Annotated in this window: 16 protein-coding genes and 1 pseudogene; 3 read left to right on the top strand and 14 right to left on the bottom strand. The window is 58.0% G+C overall.

Annotation, left to right across the window (positions count from 1 at the left end; all coding sequences use genetic code 11):
- Window positions 1–41: 41 nt before the first annotated feature.
- The 10 genes from dagF to pmbA form a co-directional block, all read right to left on the bottom strand.
- Window positions 42–782, bottom strand: a complete 741-nt coding sequence (gene dagF, locus SPG90_RS17075) for a 2-dehydro-3-deoxy-phosphogluconate aldolase (protein ID WP_126303702.1) — start codon at window positions 780–782, stop codon at window positions 42–44.
- Entirely contained in the window at window positions 779–1,897 is a 1,119-nt protein-coding gene (locus SPG90_RS17080; RefSeq protein WP_059445136.1) for a DgaE family pyridoxal phosphate-dependent ammonia lyase, read from the bottom strand. The genes dagF and SPG90_RS17080 overlap by 4 nt, the downstream gene beginning before the upstream one ends.
- Window positions 1,881–3,014 carry an amidohydrolase/deacetylase family metallohydrolase gene (locus tag SPG90_RS17085; RefSeq protein WP_126303704.1) on the bottom strand — a complete coding sequence of 378 codons (1,134 nt, stop codon included), beginning with the start codon at window positions 3,012–3,014 and terminating at the stop codon, window positions 1,881–1,883. The genes SPG90_RS17080 and SPG90_RS17085 overlap by 17 nt, the downstream gene beginning before the upstream one ends.
- Before the next feature lie 42 nt (window positions 3,015–3,056).
- Window positions 3,057–3,698 (bottom strand): DUF4310 family protein, encoded by a 642-nt coding sequence (locus SPG90_RS17090; protein ID WP_023310183.1) that lies wholly within the window; start codon window positions 3,696–3,698, stop codon window positions 3,057–3,059.
- A 13-nt stretch (window positions 3,699–3,711) separates the two neighbouring features.
- Complete coding sequence (locus tag SPG90_RS17095) at window positions 3,712–4,488, bottom strand: DUF4311 domain-containing protein (RefSeq protein WP_023310182.1); 777 nt, start codon at window positions 4,486–4,488, stop codon at window positions 3,712–3,714.
- A 22-nt stretch (window positions 4,489–4,510) separates the two neighbouring features.
- Window positions 4,511–4,810: a DUF4312 family protein gene (locus SPG90_RS17100; protein ID WP_006810338.1), complete on the bottom strand. Its 300-nt coding sequence runs from the start codon at window positions 4,808–4,810 to the stop codon at window positions 4,511–4,513.
- A gap of 2 nt (window positions 4,811–4,812) precedes the next feature.
- Window positions 4,813–5,175: an SFCGS family glycine-rich protein gene (locus SPG90_RS17105; RefSeq protein WP_045402325.1), complete on the bottom strand. Its 363-nt coding sequence runs from the start codon at window positions 5,173–5,175 to the stop codon at window positions 4,813–4,815.
- Between the two features lie 10 nt (window positions 5,176–5,185).
- Complete coding sequence (locus SPG90_RS17110) at window positions 5,186–5,524, bottom strand: glycine dehydrogenase (RefSeq protein ID WP_025911967.1); 339 nt, start codon at window positions 5,522–5,524, stop codon at window positions 5,186–5,188.
- A gap of 315 nt (window positions 5,525–5,839) precedes the next feature.
- Entirely contained in the window at window positions 5,840–6,226 is a 387-nt protein-coding gene (gene cybC / locus SPG90_RS17115; RefSeq protein ID WP_008501412.1) for a cytochrome b562, read from the bottom strand.
- Between the two features lie 41 nt (window positions 6,227–6,267).
- Complete coding sequence (pmbA, locus tag SPG90_RS17120; RefSeq protein ID WP_008501413.1) at window positions 6,268–7,620, bottom strand: metalloprotease PmbA; 1,353 nt, start codon at window positions 7,618–7,620, stop codon at window positions 6,268–6,270.
- Between the two features lie 95 nt (window positions 7,621–7,715).
- On the opposite strand from pmbA, the gene yjgA reads away from it, so the two are divergent.
- The gene (gene yjgA / locus SPG90_RS17125; RefSeq protein ID WP_008501414.1) at window positions 7,716–8,267 is read left to right on the top strand and encodes a ribosome biogenesis factor YjgA; all 552 of its coding nucleotides are present in this window, start codon (window positions 7,716–7,718) and stop codon (window positions 8,265–8,267) included.
- A 76-nt stretch (window positions 8,268–8,343) separates the two neighbouring features.
- Here yjgA and mpl read toward each other — a convergent pair whose 3' ends face one another.
- Window positions 8,344–9,723 (bottom strand): UDP-N-acetylmuramate:L-alanyl-gamma-D-glutamyl-meso-diaminopimelate ligase, encoded by a 1,380-nt coding sequence (gene mpl / locus SPG90_RS17130; RefSeq protein WP_248162527.1) that lies wholly within the window; start codon window positions 9,721–9,723, stop codon window positions 8,344–8,346.
- Window positions 9,724–9,920: 197 nt separating this feature from the next.
- Here mpl and fbp point away from each other — a divergent pair, with 197 nt between their 5' ends.
- Complete coding sequence (gene fbp, locus SPG90_RS17135) at window positions 9,921–10,919, top strand: class 1 fructose-bisphosphatase (RefSeq protein ID WP_023310178.1); 999 nt, start codon at window positions 9,921–9,923, stop codon at window positions 10,917–10,919.
- A 150-nt stretch (window positions 10,920–11,069) separates the two neighbouring features.
- Window positions 11,070–11,426 (top strand): helix-turn-helix domain-containing protein, encoded by a 357-nt coding sequence (locus SPG90_RS17140; RefSeq protein WP_109845722.1) that lies wholly within the window; start codon window positions 11,070–11,072, stop codon window positions 11,424–11,426.
- Here SPG90_RS17140 and SPG90_RS17145 read toward each other — a convergent pair.
- The 3 genes and pseudogenes from SPG90_RS17145 to SPG90_RS17155 form a co-directional block, all read right to left on the bottom strand.
- Window positions 11,398–12,969, bottom strand: a complete 1,572-nt coding sequence (locus tag SPG90_RS17145) for a methyl-accepting chemotaxis protein (RefSeq protein ID WP_048702586.1) — start codon at window positions 12,967–12,969, stop codon at window positions 11,398–11,400. The two genes, SPG90_RS17140 and SPG90_RS17145, sit on opposite strands and share 29 nt — an antisense overlap.
- Window positions 12,970–13,062: 93 nt before the next feature.
- Complete coding sequence (gene yjfF, locus SPG90_RS17150) at window positions 13,063–14,064, bottom strand: galactofuranose ABC transporter, permease protein YjfF (RefSeq protein WP_023293434.1); 1,002 nt, start codon at window positions 14,062–14,064, stop codon at window positions 13,063–13,065.
- A pseudogene (locus SPG90_RS17155) lies at window positions 14,051–15,141 on the bottom strand (ABC transporter permease). Before SPG90_RS17155 ends, yjfF begins: the two are co-directional and overlap by 14 nt.
- Between the last annotated feature and the right edge of the window lie 4 nt (window positions 15,142–15,145).

Here is a 15,145-nt window from a genome sequence, read left to right on the forward strand (position 1 = left end):
TTCCCTCTCCCTTTGGGAGAGGGTTAGGATGAGGGCAGATACTACTTCACCAGCTTTTTCGTCATTTCCAGCAGCGTACGCACGTCTTCCGGGCGCGTGTCGCCGCTGGCTTTGTCGATAATCGAGCTGTAGATATGCGGGATGATTTTGCTCACGCCCGCGTCGAGGGCGATCTGCAGGATCTCCTCATAGTTTTCCAGATCGATACCTCCGGTCGGCTCCAGCCAGAAGTCGTGACGGGCGCAGGCTTCCGCCACCGCTTTGTACTCGTCACGGCACTTCAGGCCGCCCATCGGGAAGTATTTGATGGAGCTGCCGCCGAAATCCTTCAGCAGGGCAATCGCGGTTTCAACTGGCACAATGCCGTCCGGAGCGTTGCTGCTCAGCGGTCCGGTGGAGATTTTGACCATCCCGACGGTGCCGGTTGGAGAGACCAGACCGTTGACCACCGACTCATTCTGCCCCAGCAGCGCGCGGCTGGTGGCCACGCCGGTAAAGACCTGGTTAACATGCTGCGGCTGCACCTGACGGGAGATTTCACTCACCATAGCAGACTGGTTCGGATCGCCCGCGCCCAGCCCAACGGAGAGGGCGTTCTCAATCAGCTCGGCGTATTCACGCATATCGGCAACGGCGCTCGCCACGTCCGGGTAATTTTTGGAGAGCACGCCCACCAGCACGTGACCTTCTGCCGCCTCGTAAATGGCGCTGGCGTTGGCTTTCGATCCTGCCAGCACGTTCAGGCAGACGCGGTCACGGTAAAAGTTGGGGGTCAGTTTCATGCGTTTTTCTCCTGTCCTAATACTTCGCTAATGCGGCGGTAGACGATGTTCAGCTGATCAGCGTTCACGCTGCGCACGTCCGCCTCGATAATCCCTTCATTGGCCTTGTAGCCACGGAAGTAAATGGCGTATTCGCCCTGCTTGAGCTTCGCCACCAGATCGCCCGTGCCGACGCCGGTCGTGGCTTCGTCGAACTTAATCTCGGTACGGGCGATATCGCGACCGGCGCTGTCCCAGACCACGCGCGCGGTCACGCCGTTCAGGGTGTTGAGCGCCTCGATAAACGGCGTCATCTTCGCCACCATCTCGGCCCCGCTCTCTTTGGTCGCGGTAAGGTAGTGTTCGATGGCGCAGGTCAGGCCAAGAATGCCCTCTTTCCCCACCTTCATCGCGCGGCCTATGCCCGCGGTCTGACGCTTCACCCACTCAACGTACTGGGTTTTGCCGATCACCAGCCCGCTGGTTGGGCCTTCAATCGCCTTCGCGCCGCTGTAGATCACCAGATCGGCGCCGGATCGGTAGTACGCGTGCAGATCTTCTTCCGCCGCCGCATCGACGATCAGCGGGAGATCGTGCTTGCGCGCCACCACCGCCGCCTGCCCGACGCTGAGCATGCTTTTCTGCACGCAGTGGTGCGATTTGATGTAGAGGATCGCCGCCGTGCGCGGGGTGATCGCCGCCGCCAGCTGATCGGCAGAGCATTCGTTGGCGTAGCCCGCCTCCACCAGCTTGCCGCCGCCCAGCGCCACCATGGTGCCCACCGGCGCGCCAAAGTTTACGTTGTGGCCTTTCGGCAGGACGATTTCGTTGTTCTCAATCGGGGTCACGTGCAGGTTTTCCAGCAGCCAGTCGCTGTCTTTGACCAGCACCGCCGCCACCGACTGGGCTATGCCCGCCGACGCGCAGGAAACCACCGTCGCGCCTTCCACATCCAGCAGCTTCGCGATGTATTCCCCGGTTTTATTGACCAGATCCTTCATCTCGAAATAGTGATTCATGCCGTCCATCGCCGCCTGCACCACTTCCGGGCGCGGCGTGGAGACGCCCAGCGCCGTCATGCGGCCGGAGGTATTGATCACCTGCTTTAAGTTGTACTTCTCATAAATCGAAGGCATGTTCCGTGCTCCCTTGTTCGGTCATGTAGCCCTTGCCCGCGCGGATCGCGGCAAGCGGCACCAGAATGTGTTCAGCCTGCAGGCTGTCGTTTTCGGCATCCGTCAGCACCGTCGGCTGGCGCTTAAGCGTAAACAGCGTCAGGTCGGCGTCGAGACCCGGCTGGATGCGCCCCTTGCGCGCCAGGCGCAGGCCGTCGGCGGCGTTCGCAGTCACGCAGTCAATCACCTGCGGCAGCGACATGCCGATGGCGAGAAACTTCGACATCACGCTTGCCAGCGAGCCGACCGGGCCGTTGATGCGGTTGCGGCAGTAGATGTCCGAGCTGATGGTGTGCGGCAGAATGCCCATCGCGATGGCGCGTTTTGCCACCTCAAAGCTAAAGCTCGCCGTGCCGTGCCCCACGTCCAGACGTACGCCGCGCTTCAGAGCGGAGGTGATGGAGGCGCGCAGCTCGCCGGAGGGCGTCAGAATGCGGTTGGGCTTGCCGTTGTAGCAGTGGGTGATGATGTCTCCGGAGCTCAGCAGCTCGGCAATTTCGTCGAGGTTCGGCGGGTTGTTGCCGATGTGCACCATCAGCGGCAGGTCGCCGTTCTCTTTCTGGATGGCTTTGGCGCGCTCCAGCGGCGTGATGCCGTTTTCACCGACCACGCTGCTGCTCATGCGCGCCTTCAGGCCGACGATGAAATCAGGGTGGCGCTTCACCGCCTGCTTCACCGCGTCAGCGTCGATATTCGCCATGTTGGCCAGCTCGTTCTGGGCAATCAGCCCCACGCGGGAGATATTCAGCAGGGCAAATACCTCGGTGGAGGCGCTGCGGGTGATTTTATAGAAATCATCCACGTCGTCGGCACCGGTACTGCCCGCGTCCACTACGGAGGTGACGCCGGTGGCAATACCCACGCTGTCCGGCTCGTCGTGGTAAATCGGGGAGTTCGGGTAACAGTGAACGTGAGAGTCAATCCAGCCTGCGCTGACGAACACGTCGCCGTTCAGCTCAACCGTTTTATGCGCGGGGGCGTCAATGTCGCCCAGCGCCGCGATCTTCCCGTCCTGAATGGCGATATCGGTCAGGGTATCGTCGGCAAGGCGCGCACGGCGCAGGAGTAAATCAAACATGAGGATCTCCTGATAAGGCGGGCGCCTTAGCGCCCGCGGGTATTAAAGGGCGACCGGGAACAGCCAGCCCAACAGCATCGCGCCGAGAATGGCGCCACCGGTGATCGGCTTCTGCCAGATGTAGAACACCAGCGCACCCAGCAGGGAACCTACGCCGATAGGAATGGAGGCGGTCATGGCGCTGAGGATAATCAACGGCCCGAGGAAGCGGCCGGAGGCGTTGCCCGCGCCCATCATCACGTCTGCGCCGTAGGTGGAGTTGCTCTGGTTGATGGTGAACTTACGCGCCAGGATGATGACGTAGCCAATCGCCAGACCAATCACCAGGCCGGTAATCAGCGCGGCAATGAAGTTGGTCACCGGGAACATGATGCCCGCTCCCAGCAGCAGCGCCGGAACGCCGAGGCCTACGCCGGTCTGGATCGCCCCGCCGATGTCGAGAATACCGACCAGCGACCCTTCGATAATACGGGCGAACAGGAAGCTCGCGCCGAACGCCGCCACCGCGCCGTAGACGCCGGTATCGATCCCCGCTTTTAGCATCGCTACGAAGGCCACTTCGTTAAACGCGCCGATGCCGTAGAGGTAGTACATGTGCGTCCCGGCGAAAACGCCGGAGGAGAGCAGGCCAACGAAGATCGGGAACGACCAGTCGGCATACCAAAAACCTTTATTCTGTTCCATTTAGAGGCTCCTGTTATTTACCGCTGAGCGAGTTGTGGATCATGTCGAGCCAGTTCGGCACGGTCAGATGGAAGGATTCGATCATCTTCATGTCGAAGCCGCGGAAGAAGCCGCTCAGCACGAAGAGCAGAACGATAGCCGCCATCATCACTTTGGTGACGTGGTTCCAGCCGCTCTCTTCCACGCCTTTCCCGATCAGGATCCCCAGCACCAGGCCCGGTACGGCGTTGCCCATGATCAGCTGCGCCGCGCCGCCGAAGATGGTGGCCCAGAAGCCCGATTTTTTACCCGCGTCGATGGCCGCCAGCCAGAAGATCACCGGCATCACGGTGTTCACCAGCAGGTTTGCCGCCGGTACCAGCACCTTCACGGCGGTGACCTGAAGCGCTGCCGGAACGGAGGAGGCGGTCAGGTTCAGGAAGGTGACGACGAGCATGCCAATCACGCCGCAGGCAATCGCCATTTTGCGGGGATCGTGCAGCGTTTCGCCGACGTTACGGTTTTTGATCATCAGTGCAGCAGCACCCCAGTTCGGGATGATGCGGTGGTCAACGTCCTGTGTGAAAGCCCCTGCGGCCACGGAAGAGGCCCAGGCGTTAAAGAAGAAACCTAACCCAAAGGAGAAGTGGGACGCCGGATCCCCTTCACAGGAGTTCAGTTCCCCCAACGTACGAAACGCGCCCATACCCTGAGTGGTAGGCGCATGAAACATGCGTGCAGCCCCGGCACCCACACCGACGCCAACCAGGCCGCCAATGATGAGCGATTTTATTAATATAATTAAGAACATCAGTCTGCCCTTTTATGAATAATCAGCGTTGCGTGACGAAATCCACCTGGTCAAGATTGATGGCGGTCACGTTGACGGTCACATCCAGCTCCACGCTGTAGGTGCGTCTTTCCCGGCGCAGAAAGAAGAACAGAAACGCTTCTTTTCGCACCGCTTCTTGCGCCTGAACGACCTGCACATCCTGTGGCTCAATACGCAGTAAGATATGCGGTGAGGCTTTCATCACCGCGGCCTGAACGTGGTTGAGCGCGTCGGCAAAGGCGCGCGCTTTGGCGTCGCCTTTGCCCTTCACTCTCACCGTGGTTGTGAACTGTTCTTTCATGCTTATGCGCCGTATTTCTTCTGCCACGCCTGCACCAGACGCTCGCCCAGCTCTTCTTTATCCATAAAGCCGAAGCCCAGCACGTTGCAGCCTTCGTTAATGGCGGTCATGCCCTCTTCCACGGAACGCATGCCGTATTTGGCCTTGTAGCCATATTTGGTTTGGGCAGTGATGGCACCCGCGCCGCCGCTGCCGCAGAAGGAGATGCCGAAGGTGGCGTTTTCCGCTTTCATCACGTCGCCGAGCTTCATGTCCGCCGCCATGCCCGGTACGACCACCGCGCGTCCACCTGCTTTTTCCACACCGGCAGCCACTTTCTGACCTTTACCCAGGCGATCGCCAATCACGACTGTAATCTGTTCCATGTGTTGCTCCTTAAAGGTTGTCTTTCGCGACTTCAAAGTGAACGGAGAGCAGCCAGGCTTCTTCATCAGGAAGGTTGCCAAACTGCGCGACCACTTCACGGGCGAGCCGCATTGAATCCGGTGAAATTTCGTCAAACAGCTCTGCTTCAACCTCCGGCAGCGGCTCGCCGGTCACGGACCGGTGCGCCATGGCGCGCACGTGGGAGGTGAGCATCTGCTCCTGTACCGCATTGGGGATGATGTTGTTCCGGGCCAGCAGGGCATAAACCTGCTGCAGCATGGTGTTCGCGAGCTGTTCTGTTTGCTCCGCCTGTTCCCCAACGTCGTTCATTACCGCTCCGTTAATCACTGGTCTTACCCCGTTAATGGCTCTGGAATAAAACTAACGTTGGGGGGGAATTGTTTGTAGCGAGTTGTTTTCCACTTCGAAGTGGAAAGGCGAGCCGCAGCAGTGATCTGTGCCACATAAATGCGGTGAATCTGAATTAATCCCGGTATTTGCGTGATGAATATCACGTATTCCAGCGGCAAAACGCGCGCAAGGGAAACGAAACGTTCAGGCGTGGTGACGCAAAAATGTGATGGCGATAGGGTTTACTTATTACCGCGTAAAAAAAACGGGAGCCGCTGGCCCCCGCTGGTTGTTTGTCAGATGCGCGATCGGTTAACGGTATTTCTTGTGATACGTGTTACGGGTCGTCACAAACTGCTCGGCCGCCGCCTGGGCTTCCTTCACTTTGCCTTCGTTAGCCAGCTTCAGCGCGCCGTCGATCTGGCCGACCAGCACGTCAAAGCCGTGGCGGTAGTCTTTCATCTCTGCGCTGTCTGCCGCTTTGCTTTCCAGCTTAGGAGGCGTCGCTTTTTGTGCGTCCAGCGCCGCTTCACGCATTTTGGTCAGCGCGTCTTTCATTTCAGCCGCATTGTCGGTTTTCTGCACCACCTTCAGGTTTTGACCGAGGATGCCCATGTCGTCTTCAAGATCGGCAGCAAACGCAGAAGAGCCAAGAACCAGCGTTGAAGCCGCGACGATCGCTAACAGATGTTTACGCATTGCTCACTTCCTTTTTTATTATTAAAACGCCTTTACGGATATTACTGACCGGCGATTTTCATTTCCGGCAGAAGTACAGAACCACACTGTATATTGCTACGTGTTTCAATATCGTTACCGACCGTAACGATATTGCGCCACATGTCCTTAAGGTTACCGGCGATGGTAATTTCGCTCACCGGATACTGGATTTCGCCGTTTTCCACCCAGAAGCCCGCCGCGCCGCGCGAGTAGTCTCCAGTGATGCCGCTTACGCCCTGACCCATCAGCTCGGTGACTACCAGACCGGTGCCCATCTCTTTCAGCATCTGCTCAAAGTTCAGGCCCTGTCCGGCAATGCGCCAGTTGTGGATGCCGCCAGCGTGTCCGGTGCTTTTCAGCCCCAGCTTGCGCGCGGAGTAGTTGGTCAGCAGCCACTGGGTCAGAATACCGTCTTTGACGATATCGCGACGTTCGGTGCGCACGCCTTCGCTGTCGAACGGCGTGGAGGCCAGCCCTTTCAGCAGGTGCGGATGTTCTTCAATGGTGAGCCATTCCGGCAGGATCTGCTTGCCCAGCGAGTCGAGCAGGAAGGTCGATTTACGGTAAACCGAGCCGCCCGCGATAGCGCCCACCAGATGGCCAAACAGACCGGTTGCCACTTCGTTGGCAAAAATGACCGGGGCCTTCATGGTGGAGAGTTTACGCGGCGACAGGCGTGACAGCGTGCGTTCGGCACACTCTTTACCCACCCACTCAGGAGACTGCAAATCCCCCAGCGCGCGGCCAATGGTGTAGGCGTAGTCACGCTCCATGTCACCGTTCTCTTCGGCGATGACGCAGCTGGAGAGCGAATGACGGGTGGAGCAGTAGCCCTGCAGCATGCCGTGGCTATTGCCGAAGACTTTGATGCCGTAGTGGCTGTTAAAGCTGCCGCCTTCGGTATTGGTGATGCGCTTATCGGCCTGCAGCGAAGCCTGCTCGGCGCGCGCGGCCAGTTCGATCGCTTCGTCCGGGGTCACTTCCGCCGGGTGGAAAAGATCGAGATCCGGCGCGTCAAACGCCAGCAGGTCTTTATCCGCCACGCCTGCGTAAGGATCCGGGGAGGTATAACGGGCGATATCCAGCGCCGCCTGCACCGTGCGGGCAATGGCATCCGGGCTGAGATCGGTGGATGACGCGCTGCCTTTGCGGTTCTGGTGATACACCGTGATCCCAAGCGCGCCATCGCTGTTGAATTCTACGTTCTCCACTTCACCATAGCGGGTACTTACGCTGATGCCGGTGGTTTTGCTGACCGCCACTTCGGCGCCATCTGATTTTTCTGAAGCAAGCATCAGCGCGGTGGAGACGGCTTCTTCCAGAATCTTACGCTGCGCTTCAACTTGTGAGGTTACTTTCATCGCAAATGCCATACTGTAAGAGAGAGTTAACTGAAGTCTAACAGAGAACCGTTTTTCAGTGCGCGTCTTAACTGGTAACATTAGCCTCTTTTTTTAAGGAGCCTGACATGACTAAGCAGCCCGAAGACTGGCTCGACGACGTTCCCGGTGATGACATCGAAGACGAAGATGATGAGATCATCTGGGTCAGTAAAAGTGAAATTAAACGTGACGCCGAAGAGTTAAAACAGCTTGGCGCGGAAATGGTAGAACTGGGTAAAAACGCGCTGGACAAGATCCCGCTCGACCAGGATCTGCGCGATGCCATTGAACTGGCACAGAAAATCAAGAAAGAAGGCCGTCGTCGCCAGCTTCAGCTTATCGGGAAAATGCTGCGTCAGCGCGACGTCGATCCGATCCGCCAGGCGCTGGACAAGCTGAAAAACCGCCACAACCAGCAGGTTGCGCTGTTCCATAAGCTGGAGCAGATCCGCGATCGTCTGATTGAACAGGGTGATGACGCCGTGCCGGAAGTGCTAAACCTGTGGCCGGATGCCGACCGCCAGCAGCTGCGTTCCTTGATCCGCAACGCGAAGAAAGAGAAAGAAGGGAATAAGCCGCCGAAGTCCGCGCGCCTGATTTTCCAGTATCTGCGCGAGCTGTCTGAGAACGAAGAGTAATTCGTTCCCCTCACCCCGAAGGGGCGAGGGAGAAAAGAACGTAGGCCCGGTAAGCGCGAGCGCCACCGGGCTTTTTTTACGCGTCGGCTGCCGCTTCCGCTTTCTTCGCCAGACCGTCCAGCAGCTTCTGATGGATCCCACCGAACCCGCCGTTGCTCATCACCAGAATATGGTCGCCGGGCTGAGCGGCTTTCACCACCATATCCGCGAGCGCATCCACGTCCGCACTCCAGTGCGCAGGCTGAATGCAGGCATCGGCTACTTCAGCCACCTGCCATGGAATATGCTGCGGCTGCAGCAGGAAGACCTCATCGGCGCGTCCTAATGACGGCGCGAGATCGTCTTTGCAGATGCCCATCTTCATGGTGTTCGAGCGCGGTTCCAGCACCGCCAGAATGCGGGCCGTCCCGCCGACCTTGCCGCGCAGGGCGGCAAGCGTCGCCAGAATGGCCGTTGGGTGGTGCGCGAAATCGTCATACACGCTAACGCCGTGGGCTTCACCGCGCAGCTCCAGGCGGCGACGGGCATTGATAAACGAACCTAGCGCATTGGCCGCATCCGCAGGCTGAACGCCCACGTGACGCGCCGCAGCAATGGCCATCAGGCCGTTGTGCATGTTGTGCTCGCCCACCAGGCCCCACTTCACCTCACCCACTTTTTCACCGTCGAGCAGCACTTCCCACTCGGAAGCATCGGCGTTGAGCTTCTTCGCCTGCCAGTGGCCCTGCTCGCCCACCAGCTCCTGCTCGCTCCAGCAGCCCATCGCCATCGTCTGCTTCAGGTTGATGTCGTTTTCCGGCAGGATGATGCGCCCCTGGCCCGGAACAATGCGCACCAGGTGGTGGAACTGTTTCTGGATCGCTTTCAGGTCGTCAAAAATATCCGCGTGGTCGAACTCAAGGTTGTTGAGGATCAGCGTGCGCGGGCAGTAGTGCACGAACTTGGAGCGCTTGTCGAAGAACGCGCAGTCGTATTCGTCGGCTTCGATCACGAAGAACGGGCTGTCGCCCAGACGCGCAGAAACGTCGAAATTACCCGGTACGCCGCCAATCACGAAGCCCGGCTTGTAGCCGCAGGCTTCGAGGATCCAGGTCGCCATCCCTGCGGTCGTGGTTTTGCCATGGGTACCGGCAACGGCAACCACCCAGCGGTCGCGCAGGACGAAGTCATGCAGCCACTGCGGACCGGACATGAACGGAATATTGCGTTCCAGAACCGCCTCGACGCACGGATTGCCGCGGGTCATGGCGTTGCCGATGATCACCAGGTCCGGCTCGGGATCCAGCTGGCTGGCATCGTAGCCCTGAATTAACGAGATGCCCTGTTTCTCCAGAAGTGTGCTCATTGGCGGATACACATTGGCGTCCGAACCCGTCACTTCATGGCCCAGCGAGCGCGCCAGCATTGCCAGTCCGCCCATGAAAGTGCCACAAATCCCCAATATATGAATGCGCATACGTCACTATCCTTCTTCAATGTGGCGCACATTTTACTCACATGTTAGCGGGTGTGAAACGCATTTCAGGAAAATCCGTATCCTGCTGGCGCGATTCACCTCTGCGCTAATATTTGAATGTTTGTTAAGATTGTTGGGCTTTAGTCGTTTTAGTGAACATACAATCGCTCTACTCACAAAGATGCAGGGAAAGTGTTATGAAAACGTTAGGTGAATTTATTGTCGAAAAGCAGCACGAGTTCTCTCATGCTACCGGTGAACTCACTGCTTTGCTGTCGGCAATAAAGCTGGGCGCTAAGATCATCCACCGCGATATCAACAAGGCCGGTCTGGTCGATATCCTGGGTGCCAGCGGTGCCGAGAACGTTCAGGGCGAGGTTCAGCAGAAACTCGATCTGTTCGCAAATGAAAAACTGAAAGCTGCACTGCGCGCGCGCGACATCGTTGCGGGTATCGCCTCCGAAGAAGAAGATGAAATTGTTGTTTTCGAAGGGTGTGAACACGCGAAATACGTTGTTCTGATGGATCCGCTCGACGGTTCCTCAAACATCGACGTTAACGTTTCTGTCGGTACCATTTTCTCCATCTACCGCCGCGTCACGCCTGTCGGCACGCCGGTAACCGAAGAAGATTTCCTGCAGCCGGGCATTAACCAGGTTGCTGCCGGTTACGTCGTTTATGGCTCCTCCACCATGCTGGTGTACACCACCGGTTGCGGAGTTCACGCCTTTACGTACGATCCTTCACTCGGCGTTTTCTGCCTGAGCCAGGAACGCATGCGCTTCCCGGAGAAGGGCAACACCTACTCCATCAACGAAGGCAACTACATCCGCTTCCCGAACGGCGTGAAGAAGTACATTAAATTCTGCCAGGAAGAAGATAAAGCGACCCAGCGCCCGTACACGTCCCGCTATATTGGCTCTCTGGTCGCGGATTTCCACCGTAACCTGCTGAAAGGTGGTATCTACCTCTACCCAAGCACCGCCAGCCACCCGGACGGGAAGCTGCGTCTGCTGTACGAGTGCAACCCGATGGCGTTCCTCGCCGAACAGGCGGGCGGCAAGGCGAGCGACGGTAAAGAGCGTATTCTGGATATCGTGCCGGAAAGCCTTCACCAGCGCCGTTCATTCTTCGTCGGCAACAACCACATGGTTGAAGACGTTGAACGTTTTATCCGCGAGTACCCGGACGCGTAATGCCTCTCTACAGGGGAGCCGTTCTGGCTCCCCTGGTCATTTATATATTTTACCGTATAAGTGTTTATAAAAAACATGCTTTAATATTCACCACTGCTCCTGCATTATTTCCATAACAGTTTGACAGATATTTCGTGGAGCAGAAACGTAATGAAAAATTATTCCCGTGCTAATACCGGCATTGATTTAAATCTTATCCCTGTATTTATTGAAGTCGTCCGCTGCGGCAGCATGGCAAAAGCCTCTTTGCGTCTGGAGATGTCACGTCCGGCGGTGAGCCTGGCCTTAAAGCGTTTTAATCAACTCTTTGATGAACCGTTATTTTTCCGCAAAGGTTTATACCTTGAACCGACGGAAAAAGCGTTAGCCTTAACCAGTTCGCTGGAAATATTAATGGGTGATATTCACGATAATATTGCGGCAGTTAATTCCGGAAAAAATAAAACCCCGGCACAGAACGTACCGGGGCTGGGTAATATTATGCAGCGGTCTGAGTCGTCACTTTGAATGATGACATGGCTTCCATCAGCTGACGCGACTGCTCCTCAAGGGAGCGGGTCGCGGCGGAGGATTGCTGCACCAGCGCCGCATTCTGCTGCGCGGTTTCGTCCATCTGATTCACCGCAATATTCACCTGCTCAATACCACGGCTCTGCTCCTGAGACGCGGTCGCAATCTCACGCATCAGTTTGGTCATGCGCAGCACTTCTGTTGCGATTTCGTCCATGGTTTCGCCAGCCTGCTGGGCCAGCTCGCTGCCCTCGTTAACGTGGGTCTGCGAATCGCTGATAAGCGATCGGATCTCTTTCGCCGCGTCGGCGCTGCGGCTGGCAAGGTTTCGCACTTCGCCCGCGACGACGGCAAACCCGCGCCCCTGCTCGCCCGCGCGCGCCGCTTCCACGGAGGCGTTAAGCGCCAGAATATTGGTCTGGAAGGCAATACCGTCGATCACGCTCAGGATGTCGGCGATGCGCGCCGAGCTGCCCGAGATATCGCGCATTTTTTCAATTACGTAGCAGACCATTTCGCTACCGTGATCGGCCGTGTCGGACACCGACTTCGCCAGCTGGTGCGCCTGCTCGGCGTTATCGGCGTTGAGCTTCACCGTCGCGGTGATCTGTTCCATGCTGGCCGCCGTCTGCTCCAGCGACGTGGCGGTGGATTCCGTACGCTCGGCAAGATCGCGGTTCCCCAGCGTCAGCTCGCGGCTACCGGTGTCAATCTGCGCGCTGGCATCGCGTACTCGCATAACCGAGTTCATTAGCGACTGTCGCATCTGCTCTATCACCGCGTTGAGGCGGTTAAATTCCTGGCTCGCGGGGGCATTCAGCGTATGGGTTAAATCCCCCGCCGCCACGTTCTCCAGCTGAGCGATCGAGGCCGAAAGCGGCTTGAGCAGCATATGGCGCAGCGCCAGCCACGCGAGCACGATAATGCCCGCCGTCAGCAGCGCGGCGACGATAATCAGGATCAGGACGCGGGTTTTGCTCGCCTGCACGGCGCTCACTTCCGCCTGACCACGCGCTTCGCTCCATTTCTGAAACGCCTGCATATCGTTATCAAACTGCTTCGCCACCGGAATCAGCGTCTTCTCCAGCAGATCGTAATACCCGTCCGCGCTCTGGTCATTCAGGGTTTTCAGCATCGGGTTGATCCCCTGCTGGCTATAGGTCGCCAGGCTGGCCGCCACTTTATCGAGCAGCTGTTGCCCCTGCTCGTCAGCCACGCCGCCGTCGATCACGCCTTTCAGCGTTTTCTGGGCCAGGGCAACTTCCTGATTGATGTTTTTTACCGCTTTGGCCGCATCGTCCAGCATGCCGATTTCCATCATGCGGACGGCCTGGCCCGCCTCATTGCGCGCGCGCAGGATCAGCGTATAGCCTGAATTAAGCTGCACCATCTGCTCACCCTGAAGGTGATTAATACGCTGCAGTGAAGAAGAACTCTGTGTGAGGGCATAAATGCCAATGCCGCTGACAATCAGCAGCAGAAGGGTCATAACGGCCAGTAAAGAGAGCAAGCCGGTACGAATCGATAGCGTTTTAAGCATGATATTATTTCCGGTAGCGAGATATTTCTGGGCATAAAAAAAGAGTATCGGCCGCTACCGGAAAATGTTTAGACTTTAAGCAAATTCAGCGTGTTATCGCTCTGTTACCGATGTGTTTACGCGGGTAACAGGTGAGCTTTGGCGGTTCTCCCAGAGCACCGTAAGACCGCGCTGCAGGGCAATAAAAATAAACAACAGAATGCCGATGGCGATCTTCGTCCACCAGGAGCTGAGCGTGCCGTCAAAGTTGATATAGGTTTGTATCAGCCCCTGGATAGCCACGCCGAACAGCGTTCCAAGCACGGTACCGACCCCACCGCTCAGCAGCGTGCCGCCGATAACCACAGAAGCAATCGCATCCAGCTCCACGCCCACGCCTGCAAGGGCATAGCCCGCCTGGGTATACACCGAGAAGACGATACCCGCCAGCGTCGCCAGGCCGGTCGAGAGCATATAGATGCGGATGGTGGTACTGCGGGTGGAGATCCCCATCAGGTTTGCCGACGTGGCGTTACCGCCGATGGCGTAAACCTGATTGCCAAACCGGGTACGGTGGGCGAGGAAGATGCCAATCACCACCACGCCCAGCATCAGCAGCCCCATCGCGCTCAGGCGGCCGCCGCCGGGAATTTTCCAGGCCAGGCTGGAGAGCGTGTCGTACACCGGATGGTTAATCGGAATCGACTCTTCCGACACCAGATAGCTCACTCCACGGAGGAAGAACATTCCCGCGAGGGTAATGATAAACGCCGGAATTTTTAACGCGTCGATCAGCAGCCCCATAAAGGCGCCAAACGCACAGCCCATCGCCAGCACCAGCGGAAACGCCACCAGCGGAGAGATCCCCCAGAAGCCGATCGCCTTCGCGAGGAACACGCCCGTAAACGCGATCACCGACCCGACGGAGAGATCGATCCCGCCGGAGAGGATCACAAAGGTCATCCCGACGGCGATGATGCCTAAAAAGGCGTTATCGGTCAGGATATTGCAAATCACGCGCGTCGACGCAAAACCGGGGAATTGGGTGAGGCAGTAGAGGTACCCCAGCACAAACACGCCCAGCGTGATCATCAACGGTAAATTACGTTTTATCATGGCCACGGATCCCCTTAATGATGCTGACAAAGCGCGGCGACTGGACGATCAGCACGCAAAGCACGACCACCGCTTTCACCACCTGGTTGAGTTCCGGCTGGAACCCCGAAAGCAGGATCCCGGTGTTCATTCCCTGAATGATCAGCGCGCCAATTACCGAGAGCAGCAGGTTAAAGCGCCCGCCCATCAGCGATCCACCGCCGATCACTACCGCGAGGATCGCGTCCAGCTCCAGCCAGAGTCCCGCGTTATTGGCATCGGCCCCGCGAATATCCGCCGCGACGATGACCCCGGCGATGGCGGCGCAGACGCCGCTCAGCACGTAGGTCAGCATCACCATCAGGCGGGTGTTGACCCCGGCGTTGCGCGCGGCGCGGATGTTGATCCCGACGGCTTCAATGAACATGCCCAGCGCCGTTTTGCGGGTGAAAAGCCAGAAGACAACGAGCGTGGCCAGGGCAATAATCACCGGCGTCGGGAAGAACAGCAGGTTGCCGCTCCCGATCCACGCCAGGCTCGGCGAGTTAAAGGTGACAATCTGTCCGGAGGTAATCAGCTGCGCCACGCCGCGCCCGGCCACCATTAAGATAAGGGTGGCGACAAAGGGCTGAATTTTCAGCACCGCCACCAGAATGCCGTTCCATAATCCGGCCAGCACGCCGGTGCCTAAGGCCGCCAGCAGTACCACCGGCAGGCTGTGTCCGGATACGGTCATGGAGGCTGCCGTGGCCCCGGCGATGGCCATCACCGCGCCGACGGAAAGGTCAATCCCGCCGGTGGCGATGACCAGCGTCATCCCGATGGCCAGCAGCGCCACCGGCGCGGCACGGTTTAGAATGTCTATCGGGCTGCCAAACAGGCGACCATCCTGCACGATAATCTGGAAGAAATGNGGTTTAGAATGTCTATCGGGCTGCCAAACAGGCGACCATCCTGCACGATAATCTGGAAGAAATGCGGCGCGACCAGGCTATCAACCAGCAGAACAACCAGCAGCGCTGCGATTTGCGGCGTGCCGGTTGGCCAGCTGAATCGGCGCTTTGACTCACCGGTTTGCGAAAGCGAACGGGGCATCACGATT

Source organism: Enterobacter sp. D2 (assembly GCF_034427575.1).
In the GTDB taxonomy this organism is placed as follows: Bacteria; Pseudomonadota; Gammaproteobacteria; order Enterobacterales; family Enterobacteriaceae; genus Enterobacter; species Enterobacter cloacae_M.